Origin of the sequence: Streptomyces sp. NPDC057486, assembly GCF_042802415.1 — a bacterium.
GTDB lineage: Bacteria > Actinomycetota > Actinomycetes > Streptomycetales > Streptomycetaceae > Streptomyces > Streptomyces yanii.
Genome location: NZ_JBHVEE010000018.1, coordinates 24,590 through 43,899 on the forward strand (window position 1 = coordinate 24,590; position 19,310 = coordinate 43,899).

General features: G+C 71.0%; 16 protein-coding genes. 12 read left to right on the plus strand and 4 right to left on the minus strand.

The annotated features are described in order from the left end of the window. Positions 1-129: 129 nt before the first annotated feature. The 4 genes from ACFU6I_RS11570 to ACFU6I_RS11585 all read left to right on the plus strand — a co-directional run bounded on the left by ACFU6I_RS11570 (position 130) and on the right by ACFU6I_RS11585 (position 4,644). Entirely contained in the window at positions 130-1,125 is a 996-nt protein-coding gene (locus ACFU6I_RS11570) for an ArsR/SmtB family transcription factor (protein WP_384364092.1), read from the plus strand. Between the two features lie 248 nt (positions 1,126-1,373). After that, entirely contained in the window at positions 1,374-2,462 is a 1,089-nt protein-coding gene (locus ACFU6I_RS11575) for a hypothetical protein (protein WP_384364094.1), read from the plus strand. Positions 2,463-2,538: 76 nt separating this feature from the next. Next, complete coding sequence (locus tag ACFU6I_RS11580) at positions 2,539-2,766, plus strand: hypothetical protein (protein ID WP_384364096.1); 228 nt, start codon at positions 2,539-2,541, stop codon at positions 2,764-2,766. Positions 2,767-3,147: 381 nt separating this feature from the next. Further along, a complete protein-coding gene (locus tag ACFU6I_RS11585; RefSeq protein ID WP_384364098.1) occupies positions 3,148-4,644 on the plus strand; it encodes an IMP dehydrogenase in 1,497 nt (498 codons plus the stop codon). Between the two features lie 248 nt (positions 4,645-4,892). Here the strand turns inward: ACFU6I_RS11585 and ACFU6I_RS11590 are convergent, their stop codons facing one another. Then, positions 4,893-5,345 carry an Lrp/AsnC family transcriptional regulator gene (locus ACFU6I_RS11590; protein WP_345516760.1) on the minus strand — a complete coding sequence of 151 codons (453 nt, stop codon included), beginning with the start codon at positions 5,343-5,345 and terminating at the stop codon, positions 4,893-4,895. 111 nt (positions 5,346-5,456) lie between these two features. On the opposite strand from ACFU6I_RS11590, the gene ACFU6I_RS11595 reads away from it, so the two are divergent. Both ACFU6I_RS11595 and ACFU6I_RS11600 read left to right on the plus strand, forming a co-directional pair. After that, a complete protein-coding gene (locus tag ACFU6I_RS11595; RefSeq protein ID WP_384364101.1) occupies positions 5,457-6,074 on the plus strand; it encodes a LysE family translocator in 618 nt (205 codons plus the stop codon). Positions 6,075-6,123: 49 nt separating this feature from the next. After that, complete coding sequence (locus tag ACFU6I_RS11600; RefSeq protein WP_384364103.1) at positions 6,124-6,579, plus strand: PaaI family thioesterase; 456 nt, start codon at positions 6,124-6,126, stop codon at positions 6,577-6,579. A gap of 622 nt (positions 6,580-7,201) precedes the next feature. Here the strand turns inward: ACFU6I_RS11600 and ACFU6I_RS11605 are convergent. Then, positions 7,202-8,470 carry an MFS transporter gene (locus ACFU6I_RS11605; protein WP_384364105.1) on the minus strand — a complete coding sequence of 423 codons (1,269 nt, stop codon included), beginning with the start codon at positions 8,468-8,470 and terminating at the stop codon, positions 7,202-7,204. A gap of 210 nt (positions 8,471-8,680) precedes the next feature. Here ACFU6I_RS11605 and ACFU6I_RS11610 point away from each other — a divergent pair, with 210 nt between their 5' ends. From ACFU6I_RS11610 to ACFU6I_RS11625, 4 genes are all read left to right on the plus strand, one after another. After that, entirely contained in the window at positions 8,681-9,004 is a 324-nt protein-coding gene (locus ACFU6I_RS11610; RefSeq protein WP_384364107.1) for a rhodanese-like domain-containing protein, read from the plus strand. Positions 9,005-9,094: 90 nt separating this feature from the next. Then, entirely contained in the window at positions 9,095-10,483 is a 1,389-nt protein-coding gene (locus ACFU6I_RS11615) for a rhodanese-like domain-containing protein (protein WP_384364109.1), read from the plus strand. Between the two features lie 150 nt (positions 10,484-10,633). Continuing rightward, positions 10,634-11,218, plus strand: coding sequence for a rhodanese-like domain-containing protein (locus ACFU6I_RS11620; protein WP_384364111.1), 585 nt, complete (start codon positions 10,634-10,636; stop codon positions 11,216-11,218). Between the two features lie 198 nt (positions 11,219-11,416). Continuing rightward, complete coding sequence (locus ACFU6I_RS11625; protein ID WP_384364113.1) at positions 11,417-11,683, plus strand: metal-sensitive transcriptional regulator; 267 nt, start codon at positions 11,417-11,419, stop codon at positions 11,681-11,683. 314 nt (positions 11,684-11,997) lie between these two features. On the opposite strand, the gene ACFU6I_RS11630 is transcribed toward ACFU6I_RS11625, so the two are convergent. Continuing rightward, positions 11,998-15,720, minus strand: a complete 3,723-nt coding sequence (locus tag ACFU6I_RS11630; protein ID WP_384364115.1) for a S8 family serine peptidase — start codon at positions 15,718-15,720, stop codon at positions 11,998-12,000. A gap of 703 nt (positions 15,721-16,423) precedes the next feature. Here ACFU6I_RS11630 and ACFU6I_RS11635 point away from each other — a divergent pair. Beyond that, complete coding sequence (locus ACFU6I_RS11635) at positions 16,424-17,788, plus strand: MFS transporter (protein ID WP_384364117.1); 1,365 nt, start codon at positions 16,424-16,426, stop codon at positions 17,786-17,788. Positions 17,789-17,820: 32 nt separating this feature from the next. Then, entirely contained in the window at positions 17,821-18,426 is a 606-nt protein-coding gene (locus ACFU6I_RS11640; RefSeq protein WP_384364119.1) for a TetR/AcrR family transcriptional regulator, read from the plus strand. 258 nt (positions 18,427-18,684) lie between these two features. Here the strand turns inward: ACFU6I_RS11640 and ACFU6I_RS11645 are convergent, their stop codons facing one another. Further along, positions 18,685-19,212: a hypothetical protein gene (locus ACFU6I_RS11645; protein WP_384364121.1), complete on the minus strand. Its 528-nt coding sequence runs from the start codon at positions 19,210-19,212 to the stop codon at positions 18,685-18,687. Between the last annotated feature and the right edge of the window lie 98 nt (positions 19,213-19,310).

The following is a 19,310-nucleotide window of genomic DNA, read 5'->3' on the forward strand; positions in this document are numbered from 1 at the left end:
CGCGCATCGTCTGGACCTCCAGGAGTTCGTGGACCGGCGTGCCGCACGGGAGCCCGGCCGGTACGCGATCCGGTCGCATCGCCTTTCGGCCCTCGCACAAAGGCGTGGCCGGGCCGATAATCAGGCGGCGTGATCCGCTTACACTTCAGCGACGCCGACCTGCGCCGGGTCACGGTGGCCCAGGCTCCCGACGCCCTGCTGGAAACGGCGCTCAGCGTGCGTCGTCTCCGGGGCGGGACGGCCGCCGGGGGCCCCACCCGCCCCGCCCTCAGCCAGTGGCGCAAAGCGATGCAGGAGACCCGCCCCCGGCCCGGTGTCCTGCTCGACCTGGTTCCCCGCAACGGATTTCTGCCGGACTTCCTCCAACAGCCGACGGCCCGGGACTTCGCCACCGCACTCGACCTCGCCACCGGAACTCCCGCCGAACAACTGGCCCTGGATCTGGGCCTGGCGGACACACCCGGGTGGAACGGTTCCCTGGAGCAGCCGAGCCGGTGGGCGCGAGAGCTCGCGAACGGCTCACCGGCGGCACGGCGGGCCCTGCAGCGCGACCTCCAGGCGTACTTCACCTCGACGATCGCCCCGCTGTGGCCTCGGGTGAGGGCCGACGCCATGGCCGACCGGGCGGTGCGCGCCGAGATGCTGCTGCGCGGCGGGGTCGACGCCCTGCTCACCACGCTCAGCCCCACATGGAGCTGGCAGGCGCCCGTACTGACCCTCCCGTCGACGTCCCGGCACGACATCCCACTGTGCGGCCGCGGACTGCTGCTCGTACCGTCCTGGTTCGCGGTGAGCGCCCTGGTGATGTACCGGCCGCAGAAGCCGACGGTCCTGGTCCATCCGATGCTTCTCGCCCAGGAGCCGGCCTTCTCGTTCGACGTGCTGGGACCACTGCTGGGCCGGACAAGGGCAGCTGTGCTCGCCGGTCTGCGCGTCCCGGCCACCACGACCGAGCTCGCCGAACGTGCCGGGATCTCCCTGGCAACGGCCAGCCAGCACGCCACCGTTCTGCGGAACGCCGGACTGGTGGACACCACCCGGACGGGCCCCTCCGTCCTGCACAGCCTGACCCCGCTCGGACTGGCGCTGCTGGCGGGCGAGGAACCGTCCAGGCCTGCGCACTGAAAACCAACCGCGTCCCGCTTGGACCCGGCCGTGTACCGCTTGCTTGTGCGGGCACGCGTGACGCCCACCCGTCACCACCGCCCGCCATCCGTCGGCCCTCCCGCCCCGGGGCCCATTACCTGGCAGGTAATCGATCTTCGGAGCGGACGCGGGCAGGGTTGCCGTCGCAGGCCGGGGAGCGCGGGACGCGCACTCCACCAGGGCCTGAGGTCACGGTTGTTCCCCCTACGACGGGTGAGAGGTCGAAGATGCGCGGTACGCAGATGCTGGGGCGTGCGGGAGCCGTCACGGTCGCGATGGTGTCCGGGACGGCGTTCGGCACGGCACACACGAACACGAGCACGGACGCGGGAGCCGCGCTGCACGCGACGGCCGCAGCCGCACCAACCTCGGTCGCGTGCGCGGAGGTCCATGACAAGGTCGGCACGCTGGAAGGGACCATCACCCCCAATGCCTGCGCGTTCATGAAGCGGCAGATCACATTCGGCGAGACCCCCACCGGGACGCCGCCGCAGCCGGGCGAGGTCCAACACCCGCGGGTCGCCGCCTATCTCGACATCTTCGACCCGGAGGCCACCCTCTGGGAGGCCGGGGGCAATCCGCAGCGCGGGCACGCCGTCATCGGGAAATCCATCGCCGGCTCGCTGGGTCTCGCACCGGACCTGCGCTATCGGGGCACCGAAGTCGTCGCGGACGGTGCGGTGGTGATGTTCGGCCAGTGGAACGAGGTCACCATCAAGGGCCACAGGGTCGGCTATCCGCAGATCGCCCGCAACGTCCTCTCCGACGACGGCAAGACGATCCAGGCCCGGCGCTACTACGACCGGTACACCGTGTTCCGCTCCGCCGCCCCGGAGCTGCGCAACCTGTTCGAGGGTGTCGCGGACACGGGTTTGGACGCGGACATGGGCCCGGCGGCCGACGCCGGCCGGGGCCCCGCGCCGCACCCCTTCCGCGCCGGGGACATCACGGCGCGGCTCGCGGCCTGGAACACCGAGGACGTCGACGCTCTCGTCGGCGGCGCCGGACCCGGCCGCCTGACCGCGCCCGGTCTCGCCGCGCCCCTCAGGACCGCCGACGGCAAGGCGGCCTATCTCCGCCGGCTCTTCGACCACGCCGACGTCCGGCTGAAGCCGGGCCAGGTCGCGTTCGGCCGCACGCACACCTTCGTGGAGTGGCACGGCACCGTCAGCAGTACGAAGGGCACGAACGTCCCCTTCGGGATCGTGGAGCGCTTCGGTCCGGCGGGTGAGTGGGAGCTGTACTTCGACACTCTGCCCCTGATCGCCAACCAGGCCCAGATCGACGCCATGTTCCAGCGTCTGGCGCAGTCCTGACAGCGACGCGGGCGGTCGCGGGTCCTCAGCCCCTGGGGCGGGCGAGCCTGCCGGCCGCCCCAGGGCTCTCGACGCCGTGGACGAGCTGTACCGGCACATCGCCGAGGAGGAGGACGGGCTCTTCCCCGCCTCGCTCACCGCGTCGACCGGAGACGACCGGAACCGGGTGGCGGCCGCCTGGCGCGAGGCGCACCCGGAGGCCGGGGAGCAGCTCGTCGACGATCTGCCACCTCTGCTGCAACCGTCATCGCCGGCCACGACGTCGCTGCGGCCGTTACGGGCAGCTCACACGCCTCGCCCGTAACGCGTGAGACGGGCAGCCGGACCTCTGCGACGGCTGCTACCAGGACCCCGAAGTGAGCTGTTGCATCTGCAGCCGTGTCCACCTCCTGCGCCTGCCGCGACTGTGCCGAGTACCCCGCCGCCCGGGCCGAGGATCCGAAGGAACCGCCAGGAGGTGATGACGGCCGGTGAGGGGGCACGATTCGTGCGGCGGCCGGCCAATCGATAAGGTTCCAGGCCACGACCGCACCCCGTTCGATCCACGGGCCGGTCAGGGCTCTGCCGATTTTGTGGCACCTCCACAACTACCGTGCTGACCCCTGCCTACCTGGGCCCTGGGACACCGGGGGGCGATCTTCACGCCGGGGCAGCCGGGCCCCGGCCGACGGGCCAGGAGGAACGAGTGGCACAGATCATCGCCGAGGTCTCACGGACGTTCAACGAGTTTCTGCTCCTGCCCAACCGGACCCGGACCGACTGTTCGCCTGCGACGGTCGAGCTGCGCACGCCCCTGGTGCGGCACATCGTGGGCGAGCCGTCGACGATCGAGCTGCACTCCCCGTTCACGTCCGCGATCATGCAGGCCGTCAGCACACCGGAACTCGCGATCGCGCTCGCCCGCAACGGCGGTCTGAGCTTCCTGCACCACAACCAGTCGATCCAGGACCAGGTCGCAGCGGTCTGCCGGGTGAAGAACTTCAAGGCCGGATTCGTCACCAGCGACACGAACGTCCGGCCTGACGACAGCCTGGGGCTCCTGGTCGACATCATGCGCCGCACAGGTCACAGCACCGCCGCGGTCACCCACGACGGGACCGCCACCGGCCGCCTGCTCGGCCTGGTGACCTCCCGCGATTTCCACCCCCAACGCCACGACCTGGCCGAACCCGTCGGCGGGCGGATGACCGCCATCGCCGACTTGCCCCATGCAGGGCCGGACACCACGCTTTCCGAGGCCAACACCCGGCTGTGGGACGAACGGCTGGACTGCCTCTCGGTGCTGGACGGCGAGGGAAACCTGCAGTACCTGGTGTTCCGATCCGACTACACGGACAACAAGCGATTCCCGAACCAGGTCGTGGACACCGCCAAGCGCCTGCGCGTGGGCGCGGGCATCAACACCCATGACTACCAGGAGCGCGTCCCGGCCCTGGCGGAGGCGGGCGTGGACGTGCTGTGCCTCGACTCGTCCGACGGCTACAGCGACTGGCAAGCACAGGCCCTGGCCTGGGTGAAGAAGCACTATCCCGAGATTCCGGTCGGCGGCGGCAACGTGGTCGACGGCGAGGCGTTCACCTTCCTCGCCGAGGCGGGGGCGGACTTCGTCAAGGTCGGTGTGGGCGGCGGTTCCATCTGCATCACGCGCGACCAGAAGGGCATCGGCCGCGGCCAGGCCAGCGCTGTGCTGGATGTTGCGGCGGCACGGGATGCCTTTCGCGAGCGCACCGGCGAGTATGTGCCGATCTGTTCCGACGGCGGGCTGGTGCACGACTACCACGTGGCTCTGGCGCTGGCGATGGGGGCGGACTTCGTCATGATGGGGCGTTACTTCGCGCGATTCGACCAGGCGGCCGGCGCGAAACTGCCCACCCGTGACGGCTTCGTGAAGGAGTACTGGGGTGAGGGCTCGAACCGTGCCCGTAACTGGCAGCGCTACGGTCAGGGTGGTCAGGGGCTGGTCTTCGAGGAAGGCGTGGACGGCTACGTCCCCTACGCGGGCGACCTCAACGAAGGGCTCGCCCTGACCGTCGCCAAGCTCAAGACCACGATGGTCTCCTGCGGTTCCGCCACCCTGCCGGAGTTCCAGTCCACGGCCCGGCTGACCCTCGTTTCGGACCAGAGCTTCCAGGAGAGCCACGCCAACGTCACCCTGCGGGACACCCCGGCGACGGTCTCCTGACAACCTGCCGAGGTCCGTCGAGGACCACTGGTGGGAGGGGAACAGCGCACGGTCGAAACAGCCCCCTCCACCCAGTGGTCCTCGGTCTGCGCACCGGCCGCTGCCCGCCCGCGAATGACACCGAGAGCCTTGGCCGGCACCGTATTCACAGCCGTGCCGGCAATCCCGCCGTCGACGAACACGGCAACCATGCAGTGCCAACAGCGCGAGGCGAGCGCGCGAACGGCGCAGTGCGCCCGGGGGATTGACTATTCGGGCAGGGGGCGGTCGTCGACGACGTGCTTCATCACGAGGGTGGAGGTCAGGCGCTGGACCCCGGGCAGCCGTGCGAGCTGCTGGTCGTAGAGCTGCTGGAAGGCGGCCAGATCGGTGGTGGCGACGCGCAGGAGGTAGTCGGGTTCGCCGAACAGGCGCTGGGCCTGGAGTACGTGCGGGACGGCGGCCACGGCCTCCTCGAAGGTGGTGACGGTATCGCGGTCCTCCCAGCGCAGGGTGGCGAAGACGAGGGCCTCGAAGTCGAGGCCCACGGCGGCCGGGTCCACAACTGCGCGGTAGCCGCGGATCGCGCCCTCGCGTTCGAGGTCGCGCAGGCGGCGGTGGCACGGCGAGACGCTCAGCTTTACGCGGGCGGCCAGCTCGGTCACCGTGAGACGGCCGTCCAACTGCAGCTCGGTAAGAATCTTCCGGTCCAAGGCATCCATGAAGAAGATTCTCCCCCAGAACGCGCGATCATGAGGGAAATACGGGAACACTTTCGAGCTGATCCGACCTAGCCTTCCTCACGTAACGAAGCACGTGAGAGGGATCGATCCATGGACACGACCACGCTGGCGGCATTCCTGGCAGTGGATCTCCTGCTGGTGTTCACCCCGGGCGCGGACTGGGCCTATGCGATCGCGGCGGGCCTGCGGGACCGCTCGGTCGTCCCGGCGGTCGTCGGGCTGATAGCCGGATACGCGGGATACACGCTGCTCGCCGTCGCCGGCCTGGTGGTGATCGTGGCGAGCTCGGCGACCCTGCTCACCGCTCTGACCGTCGCCGGGGCCTGCTACCTGATGTGGCTGGGCCGGGGCGTGCTGAGGCAGCCGGCCACCTTGACGGCCTCCGTGGAGACCGTGGGCTCCTCCCGCATGCAGATCGTGCTCAAGGGAGCCGGGATCAGCGGCCTCAACCCCAAGGCGCTGCTGCTGTACTTTTCTTTGTTCCCGCAGTTCATCAACCCGGCGACGGGCTGGCCGGTCGCCGCACAGACCGGACTGCTCGGCACGCTCCACATGACCGCCTGCGCCGTCGTCTACCTCGCCGTCGGCGTCCTGGCCCGCACCGTGTTGAGAACCCGGCCGTCCGCGGTCCGGGCGGTCACCCGCGCCTCCGGTGCCATCATGATCGCCATCGGCGGTTTCCTGCTGGTGGAACGCCTGGCCGGCTGACGAACCCGCCTCATCCCGTACGCACACCGCGACGTCCGAAGGAGAGCGCGTGGAAGACCGGACACAGCAGGAACAGGCAAGCCCCGAGACAGAGGCACGTATCCGGGAGAGCTTCGACCGCCAGGGCCTGATGCGCCACCTCGGTGCACAGATCACGCGCATCGCGCCCGGCCGGGTCCACATCGCGCTCCCGAGCCGGCCCGAGGTCACCCAGCAGCACGGCTACTTCCACGCGGGCGCCACCAGTGCGATCGCGGACAGCGCCGGCGGCTACGCGGCGTTCACGCTGTTCCCCGAGAACGCCGAAGTGCTCACCGTCGAATACAAGATCAACCTCCTCGCGCCCGCCGTCGGCGACCACATCGAGGCGGTCGGAACCGTCCTGAGGTCCGGACGCACCCTGACCGTGTGCCGGCTGGAGGTCTTCGGCGTCCAAGGCGGCCGACGGAAGCTCGTCGCGAACGGGCAGCAGACGCTGATCCGCGTGAACAGGCCCGACCAGTGAACCCGCAGCCGCTGTCCACGCGGACGACCCGGTGACAACGGCCGTTCCCGGACGCCAACCCACTCGTGCTGCACGGCCGTCGGCCGGCCCTCGTCGACGGCGGCCTCGTCGGCCACGCCGAGGAGACCGCCGCCTGGGCCCGCGCGCACGTCGGCGCCGTCGACCCGGTCGTGAACCCCCACTGGCACTGCGGCCACGTCGGCGGCAACGCCCTCCTCCGGGCGAGCGGCGCCGCCGGGGCGCCGGAGGCCGGGGCCCTCGTCCGCCGGCCGGGAGGAAGTCCTCGAAGGAAACGCCGACTCGCCCGGTGCGGGTGGCCCGCGCGGTCAGCTCCTTGACGCGGCCGGCGCCGACAGCTCATCGGACGGCGGTCCGGGGACGACCTCGGCGGCCGGCCATTCCGACTCGATGCGCACCGGCGCCTCCTCGCTGCCCGGCAGGCCTGCGCGGGCTCCGGCCCTCGGATGGTCCGACCCGCGCGGGGCGGAGGATCTGGCACAGGGCCGTCGGGACCGCCGGGGCCAGGACGCGGCGGGCCGCATCTCACCGGACAGAGGCGGCCCGAGGGCGGATCGGCGTCAGAAGCTGCTTGTGAGCCCTGCATCCGACGGTCCTGCCGGTGTCAGTGGCCTGGGCTCTCGGTGATCCAGCGGGCGGCGAGCACCCCGGACACCGCGGTGAGGCCGGCGGCGGCGAGGACGGTGGCGTTCAGGCCGAGCATGTCGGCGAGGAGACCCGCGACGAGGGCTCCGGCCGCGTAGCCGATGTCGCGCCAGAAGCGGTAGGTGCCCAGCGCGTTGGCGCGCCAGGTGGGGTGGGTGTGGTCGGAGACGGAGGCGATGAGCGCCGGGTAGACCATCGCGGTGCCAAGGCCCAGGGCCACGGCGGAGAGGATGCCGGCGAGAAGGGGGCGGTCGAGGATCGCCAGCGCGAGGAGGAGACCTGCGGCCTGGACGAGCATGCCGGTGACGATGAGGGGTTTGCGGCCGATCCGGTCGGCTAGTTGGCCCGCGGGGATCTGGCCGATGCCCCACAGGAGCGGGTAGAGGCCCTTGATCAGGCCGATGGCGGCGATGCCGAGGCCGTGGTCGGCGAAGAGCAGAGGGAAGACACCCCAGGTCAGACCGTCGTTGAGGTTGTTGACCAGACCCGCCTGGCTCGCGCCGCGCAGGGAACGGTCCCGCCACGAGGTGCGCGCGAACGTGGCCGCGAACGACGCCTTCCGTTCCTTTCCGTCCGGGGCGGGGTGCTGGGCGAGTTCGAGGGCGACATGGGCGGCGGTGTCCCGGGCCAGGAGCGACAGGCCGAACCCGGCGACGACGAAGATGACGCCGATCAGCTCGGGTGCCGGCCGCAGGCCGTGCGCGGTGGCCAGGTAGCCGGTGAACAGGGCCATTGCGCCGACGGCTGCGTAGCCGGCGGCCTCGTTCAGGCCGGTGGCCAGGCCCCGGCGGGCCGGCCCCACGAGGTCGATCTTCATGTTCACGGTCATCGACCAGGTCAGGCCCTGGTTGGCGCCCAGCAGGACGTTCGCGGCCACGATCCACCACCAGGACGGACCCCAGGCGAGGGCGAACGGCACCGGTATGCCGATCAGCCAGCCGGCCAGCAGGAGCTGCCGGCGGCGGAAACGGGCGGTGAGCGCTCCGGCCGCGAGGTTGGTCAGGGCTTTGGTGAGGCCGAAGGCGATGATGAAGGAGAAGACGGCCAGGTTGCTCGTGAGTCCGAAGACGTCGGCGCCGATGAGCGGGACGGTGGTGCGCTCCAGGCCGACGAGCGCGCCGACGGAGACGGTGACGACGACGAGCAGGGTGAACTGCGCCCGATTCTCCCGAAGCCCCAGCCGCACCGGCCTGTGCACGGGTGCGACCGCAGTGGTCCGGTGGCCCATGGCATCCCTCCTGCTCATCGGCCGCGAATCTGCGGGCCGGAGCGTATCTGTGTGACTATCCGCAGGCCAACATACCCCCATGGGTATTAATGGGCCGCAGTTTTCGACGTGATCAAAGATACCCAGGGGGGTATTTGACTCGGTGCCGCCGGCCTGTCTACGGTCGGAGGTGTCGATACCCATGGGGGTATTTGGAAGCGAGGGGTCTCCATGCGTGGAGTGGATCCGGATGTCTTCGCGGCGGGACTCGCCAACGGCGCGTTCGTGATCGACGTCCGGGAGCCCGGCGAGTACCGGGCCGGTCATGTGCCGGGTGCACGACTGGCGCCGCTGTCCACGCCCGGTGCGGTTGTGGACGGTCTGCCCGGCGACCGGCCGGTGTACGTGATGTGCGCGAGCGGCAACCGCAGCGGCCGGGCCGCCGAACACCTTCGGGCCGTCGGCGCGGAAGCCGTACCGGTCGCGGGCGGCACCGCCGCACGGGCTCGGGCCGGCTGCCCGGTCGCCCGCGGCACGGCGGCTGAGGCCGCCTGAAGCCCCAGCTGCCCCAGGGCGCTGACCTGCGACTTCGGCCATATTCCCCGTACCCGGCCGGGTACGCCATCGTCAAACGAAGGGTTTGCCGTGTTCTTCAGCCAGTACTACCTCGACTGCCTCTCCCAGGCGTCGTACATGATCGCCGACGAGACGACGGGGCAGGCCGTGGTCGTGGACCCGCGCCGGGACGTCTCGGAGTACCTCGCCGACGCCGAGGCCCGCGGATTCACCGTGGTCGGGGTGATCAACACCCACTTCCACGCCGACTTCGTCGCCGGGCATCTGGAGATGGCCGACCGCACGGGGGCCTGGATCGGCTACGGTCACCGCGCCGAGACCGAGTACCCCATCCGCAAGCTCGCCGAAGGCGAGCGCGTCAGCCTGGGCGACGTCACCCTGGAGATCTTGGAGACGCCCGGGCATACGCCGGAGTCGATCAGCGTGCTGGTCTACGAGCACGCCGACGACACGGTTCCCCACGGGGTGCTGACCGGTGACGCGCTGTTCATCGGGGACGTCGGCCGCCCGGACCTGCTCGCCTCCGTGGGGGTGACCGCGGATGAACTCGGCGCGATGCTCCACGACAGCGTCCAGAACAAGCTGATGGCCCTGCCCGACGAGGTCCGCGTCTTCCCCGCCCACGGGGCCGGATCGGCCTGCGGCAAGAACCTCTCCACCGAGAAGCAGTCCACCATCGGCGAGCAGCGCGCCACCAACTACGCCTGCGCCCCCATGACCGAGGCCGAGTTCGTCGCCCTCGTTACCGCCGGCCAGTCCGCGGCGCCCGGCTACTTCGCCTACGACGCCGAGCTGAACCGCAAGGCGCGCCTGCTGTACGACCGGGTTGCGGCTCCTCGGCCGCTGCGGCTGGAGGAGTTCGCGCAGCTGCGGCGGGGCGGCGCGGTCGTGGTCGACGCCCGATCGCCGCAGGAGTTCGCCTCCGGTCACCTGCGCGGTGCCGTCAATGTGCCGGCCGAGGGCCGGTTCGCCGAGCAGGCGGGCACCGTCCTCGATCCTTCCGGCGAACTTCTCGTCATCGCGCCGGAGAACCGGGAGGAGGAGGTCGTCACCCGCCTGGCCCGGATCGGTTTCGATCACGTGGCGGGCTACCTGCGCAACCCCGAGGACGCCTTCACGGAGATGGCCGAGGAGGTCACCCCCGCGAGCCGACTCACGGCCGCGCAACTGCGGGCCGCCCTGGCGGGAGACAACCCGCCGCTGATCGTGGACGTCCGCACCTGCGGCGAACGCGAGGCGAACGGATTTGTCGACGGTGCCGCACACATCGCCCTGAGCGAACTGCCGACCCGCCTGGACGAGATCCCCACCGACCGGCCCCTCGTCCTGCACTGCGCGGGAGGCCACCGCTCCTCGATCGCCGCGAGCCTCCTGCGCCACCGCGGCTTCACCGACGTCTCCGACATCCTCGGCGGCTACGCCGCCTGGGCCCTGTCCGCCGAATCCGTCAACGCCTGACCGCTTCCCTTTCACGGCATCCCGGCATTCCCGCGGGGGAGCGGCGCCCCCACTCCCCGCGGGCCGCCCCGGGCCCCTCACCACCCGTACCCCCGGGCCCTGCACACACCCACACATACCCCCCAGGGTATTTTTCGATTGGATCCCTTCATGGCCGAGAACACCGCCCAGACCTCATCGATCACCCCGGCCGTCCTCCACCGGCTGGTCGAGGAAGGCCGTGCACCTCGCGTCCTGGACGTGCGCATGCCGGGCGAGTTCCGCACAGTTCACATCCCCGGCGCCTACAACGTGCCCCTCGGCACCCTGCGCGAGCACCGGGCCGAGCTGCTGACCCACCTCGACGAGGACGTCGTGCTCGTCTGCCGCTCGGGGGCCCGCGCCGCCCAGGCGGAACAGGCACTCGCCGAAGCCGGCCTGCCGAACCTCCGCGTCCTGGAGGGCGGCATGAACGCCTGGGAGATGGCGGGCGCACCCGTGAACCGCGGCGCCGACCGGTGGGACATGGAGCGTCAGGTCCGGCTCGTCGCCGGTTCGATCGTGCTGGCAACCGGTCTGGTGGGCATCTTCGTCCCCGGCGCGCACCTGATCGGTACGGCGGTCGGCGCCGGCCTGACGTACGCGGCCCTCAGCAACTCCTGCGCCATGGGCGTCCTGCTGTCCAAGCTCCCCTACAACAAGGGGCCGCGCGTCGACATCCGTACCGTCATCACGGAACTGCGGGGCACACCGTGACCGTCCTCGCCGTCGCGGCGTCCCGTGTGCGGCGGGAACCGCTGACACGGCATCACCCGCACGACTCGCAACCGCCGGCGCCGCCGGACGTACGAGGCCGGCCGGAGCCGAAGACACACCGTCGCACGACCGCGGGAAAGCCTTGATGTATACCCCCTGGGGTATTATGGATTCGGGTTCGGGTGAAGGAGGACTCCCGTGCAGGTGGAAGAAGGGGCCGTGGGACCCGTCCTGAACCGGCTGCGGCGCGCACAGGGGCAACTGGCCGGCGTCATCGCGATGATCGAGGCCGGACGCGACTGCAAGGACGTCGTCACTCAGCTCGCCGCCGTCTCCCGGGCACTGGACCGGGCCGGCTTCAAGATCGTGGCCGGCGGGATGCGACAGTGCCTCGCCGAGAGCGCCACCGACGCACCTCCCCTGTCGGAAGAGGAACTCGAAAAGCTCTTCCTCGCCCTGGCCTGACCGGCGGTGGGGCGGCCGCGCCACTCGGCGCGCCGTGATGACGGGGGAGTGCGGCGCACGCGGCGGGTTGTGGTGTCGCTGAGGCGGGCCGGCAGTTCGTCGGGTTGCAGGCCCAAGGCGGCGAATGCGTGGTTCTTGTCCGTCGTGTCACCCGGCCCGCGGATGGTGGTGCTCGTTGAACTGCCGGCGGCACGACGGCACACACGAAGGCCTCCGTGCGCGGTGGAGACCGGACATCTCCACCGCACCGGAGGCCTTCGCCATGAGTGCCGACACCACGCGTGCACTGCACCCAGGCGCTGTGTCAGGTGACGTCAGCGCAGGCCGAAGGCCCGGGTGATCGTCTGCGAGACGCTGTTGCCGGCAGCGTCACGGGCGGTGACCCGGAGGGTGACGAAGCCGGCGGACTTCGGCGCGTGCAGGGCCGTTCGCCATCCGCTGGTGTCCCGGTCCAGCTCGGGCCGCTGCCAGGTCGCCCCGTCGTCGTACGAGATGGCGAGGGAAGGCTTCCCGATCGCGGCTGTCGTGCCGGGCAGGTGGGAGGCGGCCACCGTCAGCTCCGCGCGCCGGTTCGCCCGGCCGGCCTTGTCGGTGTCCACCCCGTAGTCGAGCTGGATCAGTGGCAGGGACTCGGCCGACTCGACTCCGGTGGCCGCGCAGGTGAAGTTCCACTCGGTCCGGGTGTGCGTCGAGTACGGGTGGGCCCAGGCTGCCCGGTCGTTGTCGACCACCAGCCGGTAGGGCAGCCGCTGCGGGTCGAGCCCGGGAACCGGCAGAAACTCGGAATTGCCCCAGTCGAGCTGCCGATCACCCTGGTAGAGCGACATCCAGTTTCTGACGTCGAAGTTGCCGTAGGCCTCGCCGACATGGCCGCCCGAGTCGCCCCAGCCCGGCGCGGGGATGTACATCGTGTCGAGGTAGCGCACCGGCTGATAGTCGATCGGACCCATCCGGGGCCGCTGGATCGGCCCGAACCAGCTGACCTTGCCGGTCTTCCCGGTCCTGTAGCGAAGCACGTCGATCGAGTGCTGCCCGGTCTCGCCGGCGATGAAGGCGTCGTCCAGCCAGGTGGCGTCGGGGGTGACCCAGTCGGTCCGCTCGCCCTGGGCGGGAGCGGTGAGCTGGTTTCCGACGGCCCAGCCCTGCCAGACGTCGGTGCGGAACTCCAGTGCCTTGCCCGGCCGGTGGTTGCGGAACGAGACGTCCACCCGGGCCAGGTCGTTCGGCTCCGCCCGCCAGGTCGGGTTGGCCGGGACGGCGCCGGACCAGTGGTGCACCACGTCGTAGAGGTAGTCGGTGGTGGGATGGGAAGTGACCTTCAACTCGACGCTGCCGTGCCGGATGGCGTCGATCAGGTGCCCGCCCCGGTCGGCGTCGAGCGTCGCCACCGTCAGCGGGGCCGGGCTCTCGGGGCTCCAGGGATTCTCGTCCCACGGCTGAAGCCGCCCGATGCCGTCGTTGACGACCAGGAGCACCCGCGCGCCGGACGCGGCGGCGGCCTTCGCCTGCTCCGCAATCGTCATGGTGTCGTTGCGCCGCACCACCACGGCCCTGCCGCGGACGCTGTGCCCTGCCAGCTCCTTGGCCGTACCCCCGCCGGCGAAGACCGCCGTCAGCTTGCCGGACCCCGCCGGCAGCGGCGTGGCCGCACGCTTGACCAGCAGGTCGTCAAACGTTTCCGACTTCGTGCCCACGGTCAGCGCCGGCTCTTCGAGGCGGAACCGGGCGCCGAACTCGAACCTGCCGTCGGTGACCTTCGTTCCGGTCGGGAGCGCCCAGATGCTGTCGTACGACGGGTCGGGCAGCATCGAGCTCTCGGCGAGGGTGTCGGTGAACGACCGGTGGACGTCCAGCCGGGGCGCGACCGCTGTGCTCTCCTTGGGCACGTGCGCCAGGACCTGGCGGGCCTTTTGGCCGTCCAGGGTGACGGTACGGTCCTGATCCAACTGCACGTCGTTGAAGCTGAGCACCGCCATACCCAGCGAGTGCGGCCCGTTCGCCCCCCGCACGTCGCCGGTGAGCCATCCGCTGTAACTGCCGACGGGCAGCCGCACGGTGCCGGTGCCGGACCCGTCGAGCTCGAGCGTCGTCCAGAGGTGCTCCGCCACCAAGAGGACCCTGCCGGAAAGCGGCTTGCCCGACCGGTCCTTCGCGACGACGGTCAGGCTCTGCCGCCGTCCCTCCTTGGCGGCGCCGATCAGGGTCCGGGCCCGCACGACCTTGGCGCTGTCCGTACCGGTGATCATGCCGCTGACCTGCTGGTCGGCCGGAAGCCGGTCCAGCGCCGCGGTCACGGTCACCGAGACGGTGCCGTGCGCGGGAACGGTGACCCGGCCGTCGGAAAGGGTGAACAGGCCCACCGGGGCGGCAGCGTCGACCGCCAGGTCCAGGCTGACCGGGTCATCGCCGACGTTGGTGTACGTCACCTTCTGGACATCGGTCTCTCCCGCCCTCGTGGGCCACGCGTGGAAGCCGGAGTACGCGCTCGCGGTGGCGAAGACCGACGCGTGCACCGCCGCCGAGGCATCGACCCGCCCGCTGCCCGCCTGGTACGGGGTGTACGACGGGGTCGCCTTGGCGCTGCTGACCAGTGCCTCCTTCAGCCGCGGGCCGCTCCAGCCGGGGTGCGTGGCGGCGAGCAGCGCGGCGGCGCCGGCGACGTGAGGCGTCGCCATCGACGTGCCGCTCATCGTGGTGTAGAAGCCCGAGCCGCTCCGCCGGAGGTGCGAGCGGGCCGCGAGGATGTCGACGCCCGGTGCGGTGAGTTCCGGCTTCAGCCCGAAGTCGCCGTCCCGCGGGCCCTGGCTGGAGAAATCGGCGAGCCTGTCCGCGGAGTCGACCGCGCCGACCGTCAGCGCCGAGTCCGCAGCACCGGGACTGCTGATGCTGCGCGGGCCGCCGTTACCGGCCGCGACCACGAACAGCGCGCCGGTCTCGGCGCTGAGCCGGTCGACCGCCTCGCTCATCGGGTCGGTGCTGTCACCACCACCGCCCAGACTCATGCTGACGACCTTGGCCTGTGCGTCCCGGGCGGCCCACTCCATGCCCGCGATGATCCAGGACTCCTGTCCCCGGCCCTCACTGTTGAGCACCTTGCCGATCTCCAGCCGGACCCCGGGAGCAACACCCCGCTCCTTTCCGTCCGAGGCGCTGCCGGTGCCGGCGATCGTCGAGGCGACGTGGGTGCCGTGACCGTTGTAGTCGGCGACGTCCTCCTCGTACGGGACGAAGCTGGTGGCCGCGTCGACCTGCCCGACGAGGTCGGGGTGTTCGGTGTCCACGCCGGTGTCGAGCACCGCGACCTTCACCCCCTTGGCGGTGTTGCCCTCCGCCCAGACCCGGTTCGCACCGATCTGCGCGGTCGAGTCGGCCAGGTCGGCCGTCACCTTGCCGTCGAGCCAGACCTTGGCGATGCCGCCAGCGAAGGCGGGGCGCGCCGATCCACGGCGTGCTGCCGCTGCGCCGGACCGGCCGGTGAGCGCCGACCAGAACGCCGGGGCCTTTTCGCGGTTCTGCGCGACCGCCGCGCCCTGCATGCTGTCCAGCCGGCGCACGACCTTCGAGCCGGCCACGTCCGGCGCGGTCCGGGACCTGGCGGCGGCGTCGGTGTAGCGGACGATGAGCGACAACCGTTCGGCGTGCGCGTCGTCGTACCCGTCGGCGATCAGCCGGGTCACGTTGAACAACTGTTTGTCCAGCAGCCCCGCGCCGACGTAGGGCAGGGCGGCATCCGGGTAGACGTACATCGACCCGTCGATGACGGCGCGGTGGAAGCCGGCGGTGGTTCCGTCCGGGCCTTCGAAGGACCGGACGACGGTGCCGTCGGCGGCGGTGCCGATCGTGACCTTGTCACCGGTGATCAGCGTGACGCTGTGCGTGCCGCCGTTTCCCGGCGGCTGGTGTGCGGCGCCGGCGGGCAGCACCGGACCGGCCGGGTCCGCGGGCGCCGCAGCGGTGGCTGGTATGACCCCGAACGCCAGAGCGGCGACCACGGCAAGCGCGATCGGCCCCGGCCTGCGAATGGGAACGCTGGTCAAGGAGACCCCTCAAGGGAAGCGAAGAGTGGGAGACCACCCGGAGCATGGGGGTTGCCTCCGGCCTCGAACAAGAGACTCCGGCTGGCGCCCTTTGGTCATGGCGCAGTTGTGCCACCACAGGGACGGGCCGCCCCTGCAATCCCCGCGGCGGACAGCCGGCGGACCGTCTCCACCCCGGCCCCGCCCGGCTCCTGACAGATCGCCAGAACTGCGCACCATGACGGAGACGGCACGGGCACATCGGTCGCGACCACTCGCGCCGGTCACCGGTGCCGGCGGCTGCCGGCCGGACACCCCGACCGAAAGGCCGGTGTGCCGCCGCCCGGGCTCGCGGCGTCGTCGGCCTCCCCCCACGCGTGCGGCGTCTCGTGGCGTCGTCCGAGCCCGGCGGCCCGCTCGCCGGGTGCCCCGGGGCTCGGGCCCGTCCCGTCCACCGACGCCTCCTGCGGCCGCAAAGAGGGGCGTGTCCGCGACGGTCGTGGCGTCTCGTGTGTCACGTACGCCTCGTGATGTCCGCCAGGGGCGGCTCCCCGTCCGCGCCGCCGGTACCCGCCCCTGCCGCGAACCTGCGTGAACAAAACAATCAGACCGCCCGGTAGAGCCGCGTGACCTGGGACATGAACCTTCCGCTTGACCGGATCAGACAGATCTGTCTAACCTTTTTCCCGTACTAGACAGACCTGTCTAAACCTGAGGGTTACCCATGAGCCTGACACCCACTGCGCGCCACGCCGCCCGGACGAACAGCCCCGTACGACGGTCCCCTGCGTACGCCGCCCACCGGCGACGACGGGGCCCGGGACCCATTGCCTCCCTTGCCCTGCTCGCCTCGATCGTCGTGTCGCTGCTGGCCGCATCCAGCGCCCCGACCCCGCTCTACGCGATCTACCAGCAGCGCTGGGGCTTCTCGCCGATCACCACCACCACCGTCTTCGGCGTCTACGCGCTCGCTGTGCTGGTCTCGCTCCTGGTCCTCGGCAAGATCTCCGACCACGTCGGCCGCCGGCCGGTCCTGCTGGCGGCCCTGACCGGGCAGGCCGCGGCGATGATCGTCTTCGCCACCGCCGGCGGGGTGGACGCACTGCTGGCCGCCCGTGTCGTCCAGGGCGTGGGCACCGGCGCCGCGCTCGGCGCGATCGGCGCCGGCATGCTCGACATCGACCCGCGCAGGGGAGGGTTCCTGAACTCCTTCGCGCCCGCGGTGGGCACCGCCGGCGGCGCCCTGGTCTCCGGGCTGATCGTGCAGTACCTGCCCGTGCCCACCCGCCTCGTCTACTTCGTACTGCTCGGCATATTTGTCCTGCAGGCGCTCGGTGTGCTCGCTCTGCGCGAGACGGTGAGCCGCAAGCCGGGCGCGCTGGCCGGCATGACCCCCGAGATCAAGCTGCCCAAGGCCGTCCGCACCCCGGTGGCGATCGCCGCCCCCGTACTGTTCGCGGTGTGGGCACTGGCCGGTTTCTACGGCGCGCTGGGCCCGGCCATCATCCGGACCCTGGTGCACTCCACCTCCGTCGTGTGGGGCGGGCTGCCACTGTTCGTGCTCGCCGGTTCTGCGGGCCTGGCCGTCCTGGTGCTGCGCGGCACCTCGACGCGCACGGTGATGCTGCTCGGCGCCGGCGCACTGATGGCCGGTGTGGCGATCACCCTGGTGTCCATCGGCCCGGGCACCGGCGGCGCAGCCGCCGCGACCGGGTTCTTTGCGGGCAGCGCGATCGCCGGCTTCGGCTTCGGCAGCGGGTTCCAGGGCGGCATCCGGATGGTGATGCCGCAGACGGAGCCGCACGAGCGGGCCGGTGTGCTGTCCCTGCTGTATGTGGTGTCCTACCTGGGCCTGGGCGTACCCGCGGTGATCGGCGGCGTGCTGGTCGTGCACGGAGGCGGGCTGCTGCAGACCGCCCGGGAGTACGGCATCGCCGTCATCGTGCTGACGGCCGCCGCGCTGGTCGGCCTGCTGCTCAGCGGCCGCCGCGCGCAGCCGGTGGCAGCGCTCCTGAAGGCAGCCGGTCCCCCCTCCGTGGCCGCACCCGCACCGCAGACCGCACGGGTGCCGCAAACCGTCTCCGGCTAGAATAGACTGATCTGTCTGAAGGGATGATCGTCATGGCGACCAGGACCGCAACGAAACCGTCTGCACGGGAGCGCCTGCTCAAGGCCGCCAACGAGCTCTTCTACAGCGAGGGCGTGCAGACCGTCGGCATCGACCGCATCATCGAGCATGCCGGAGTCGCCAAGGCATCCCTCTACAACACCTTCGGGAACAAGGAAAGCCTGGTCTGCGCCTACCTGGAGTCCCGCAAGACGCGCATCCAGGACCGGATCCTGCGGACCCTGACCCGCTTCAGGACCCCCCGCGAACGCCTGCTCGGCGTCTTCGACGCACTGGGCGAGTCCTTCACCGCCCCCCAGTACAACGGCTGCGCGTTCGTGCGGGCCACCGCCGAGGCGCCGGACGACAGTTCGATCAGCCGCGCGGCTGACGACTACCGGGCCTGGGTGCGCGGCCTGTTCACCGAACTGGCCGCCGAAGCCGGCTACGCCGACCCCGAGGGGCTGGCCCGCCGGCTGCACCTGCTCTACGACGGCGCCGCACTGTCCGCGTGGATGGACCGCGACCCGTCGGCCTCCACCACCGCCCGCGCCGCCGCGGCCGTCCTGCTCGACGCGGCGCCGCTCGCGGGACCCGCGACCACCGGCCCGGGAAGCTGAAGGTCCAGGGGACCGTCCCGCCCCCCGACCTCAGCCGGCCGGCTGGGGGCGGATGCGCCGACTCGTCGCGCGAGCTGCGGACAGGACGTGCGCAATCCACGCTCACGGCGACCGATCAACCGGCCCATCAGTCATCTTGTCCCCGGAGGTGATGGGGGATCGGTTTCCCCAGGCTCAACCGGGCTCCCCACTTCGTTGAGCGAGGGACAAGTGGGTCAGGGCCTCCCGCTCCTGCAGTGTGCGGGCCGTGACGACATCTCAGGCGCCGAGGCTCTCGATGGTCTCCTGCACCAGGCGGTTGCCCGAGCTGGGAAGCCATGCGGTCACCGGTGACAACTCGTCGACGGCCGCACCCAGCCATTGTGGATCACCGAGACGATCCAGTGCCTTCGCCTCGGAAAGCTTGCGAACCAGGGCCTTCAGCAGGAACACATGGCTGCCCGTGTAGTGGCGCTTGTGGTGCGTGTACCGCGCCGACCACGGCTCGGACGGGTGGCGGAGCAGCCCCTGCAGGGAGCAGCCGTCACGCCCGGTCCGATAAGGGGTACTGCCGAATGCGCCGACGAAACCTCCGGTACGGGTGGCCTCCCACTTCCAGCAGGTCGCATCGACACCCAGTTGTACGAACTGGGACCACCGGACGACGGACTGAGGCGCGGGATCCGCACGCCTGTAGTGCTCGACGCCCTCGGGCGTGAGCACCACGCACAGGCCGTCCTTCCGTTTCGGATCCCCGATCATCCACCGGTCTCCGACCAGCTCCAGCGGCCCCAGGTGCTGCGCCACGATGTTTCCCTCAATCCCCGCCATCCCTCTGGACCGGGAACAATAACCGGCGCCACAGGGGACGGTCCTCCCGGGGCGTCGCGCTGCACCGGCCGTGT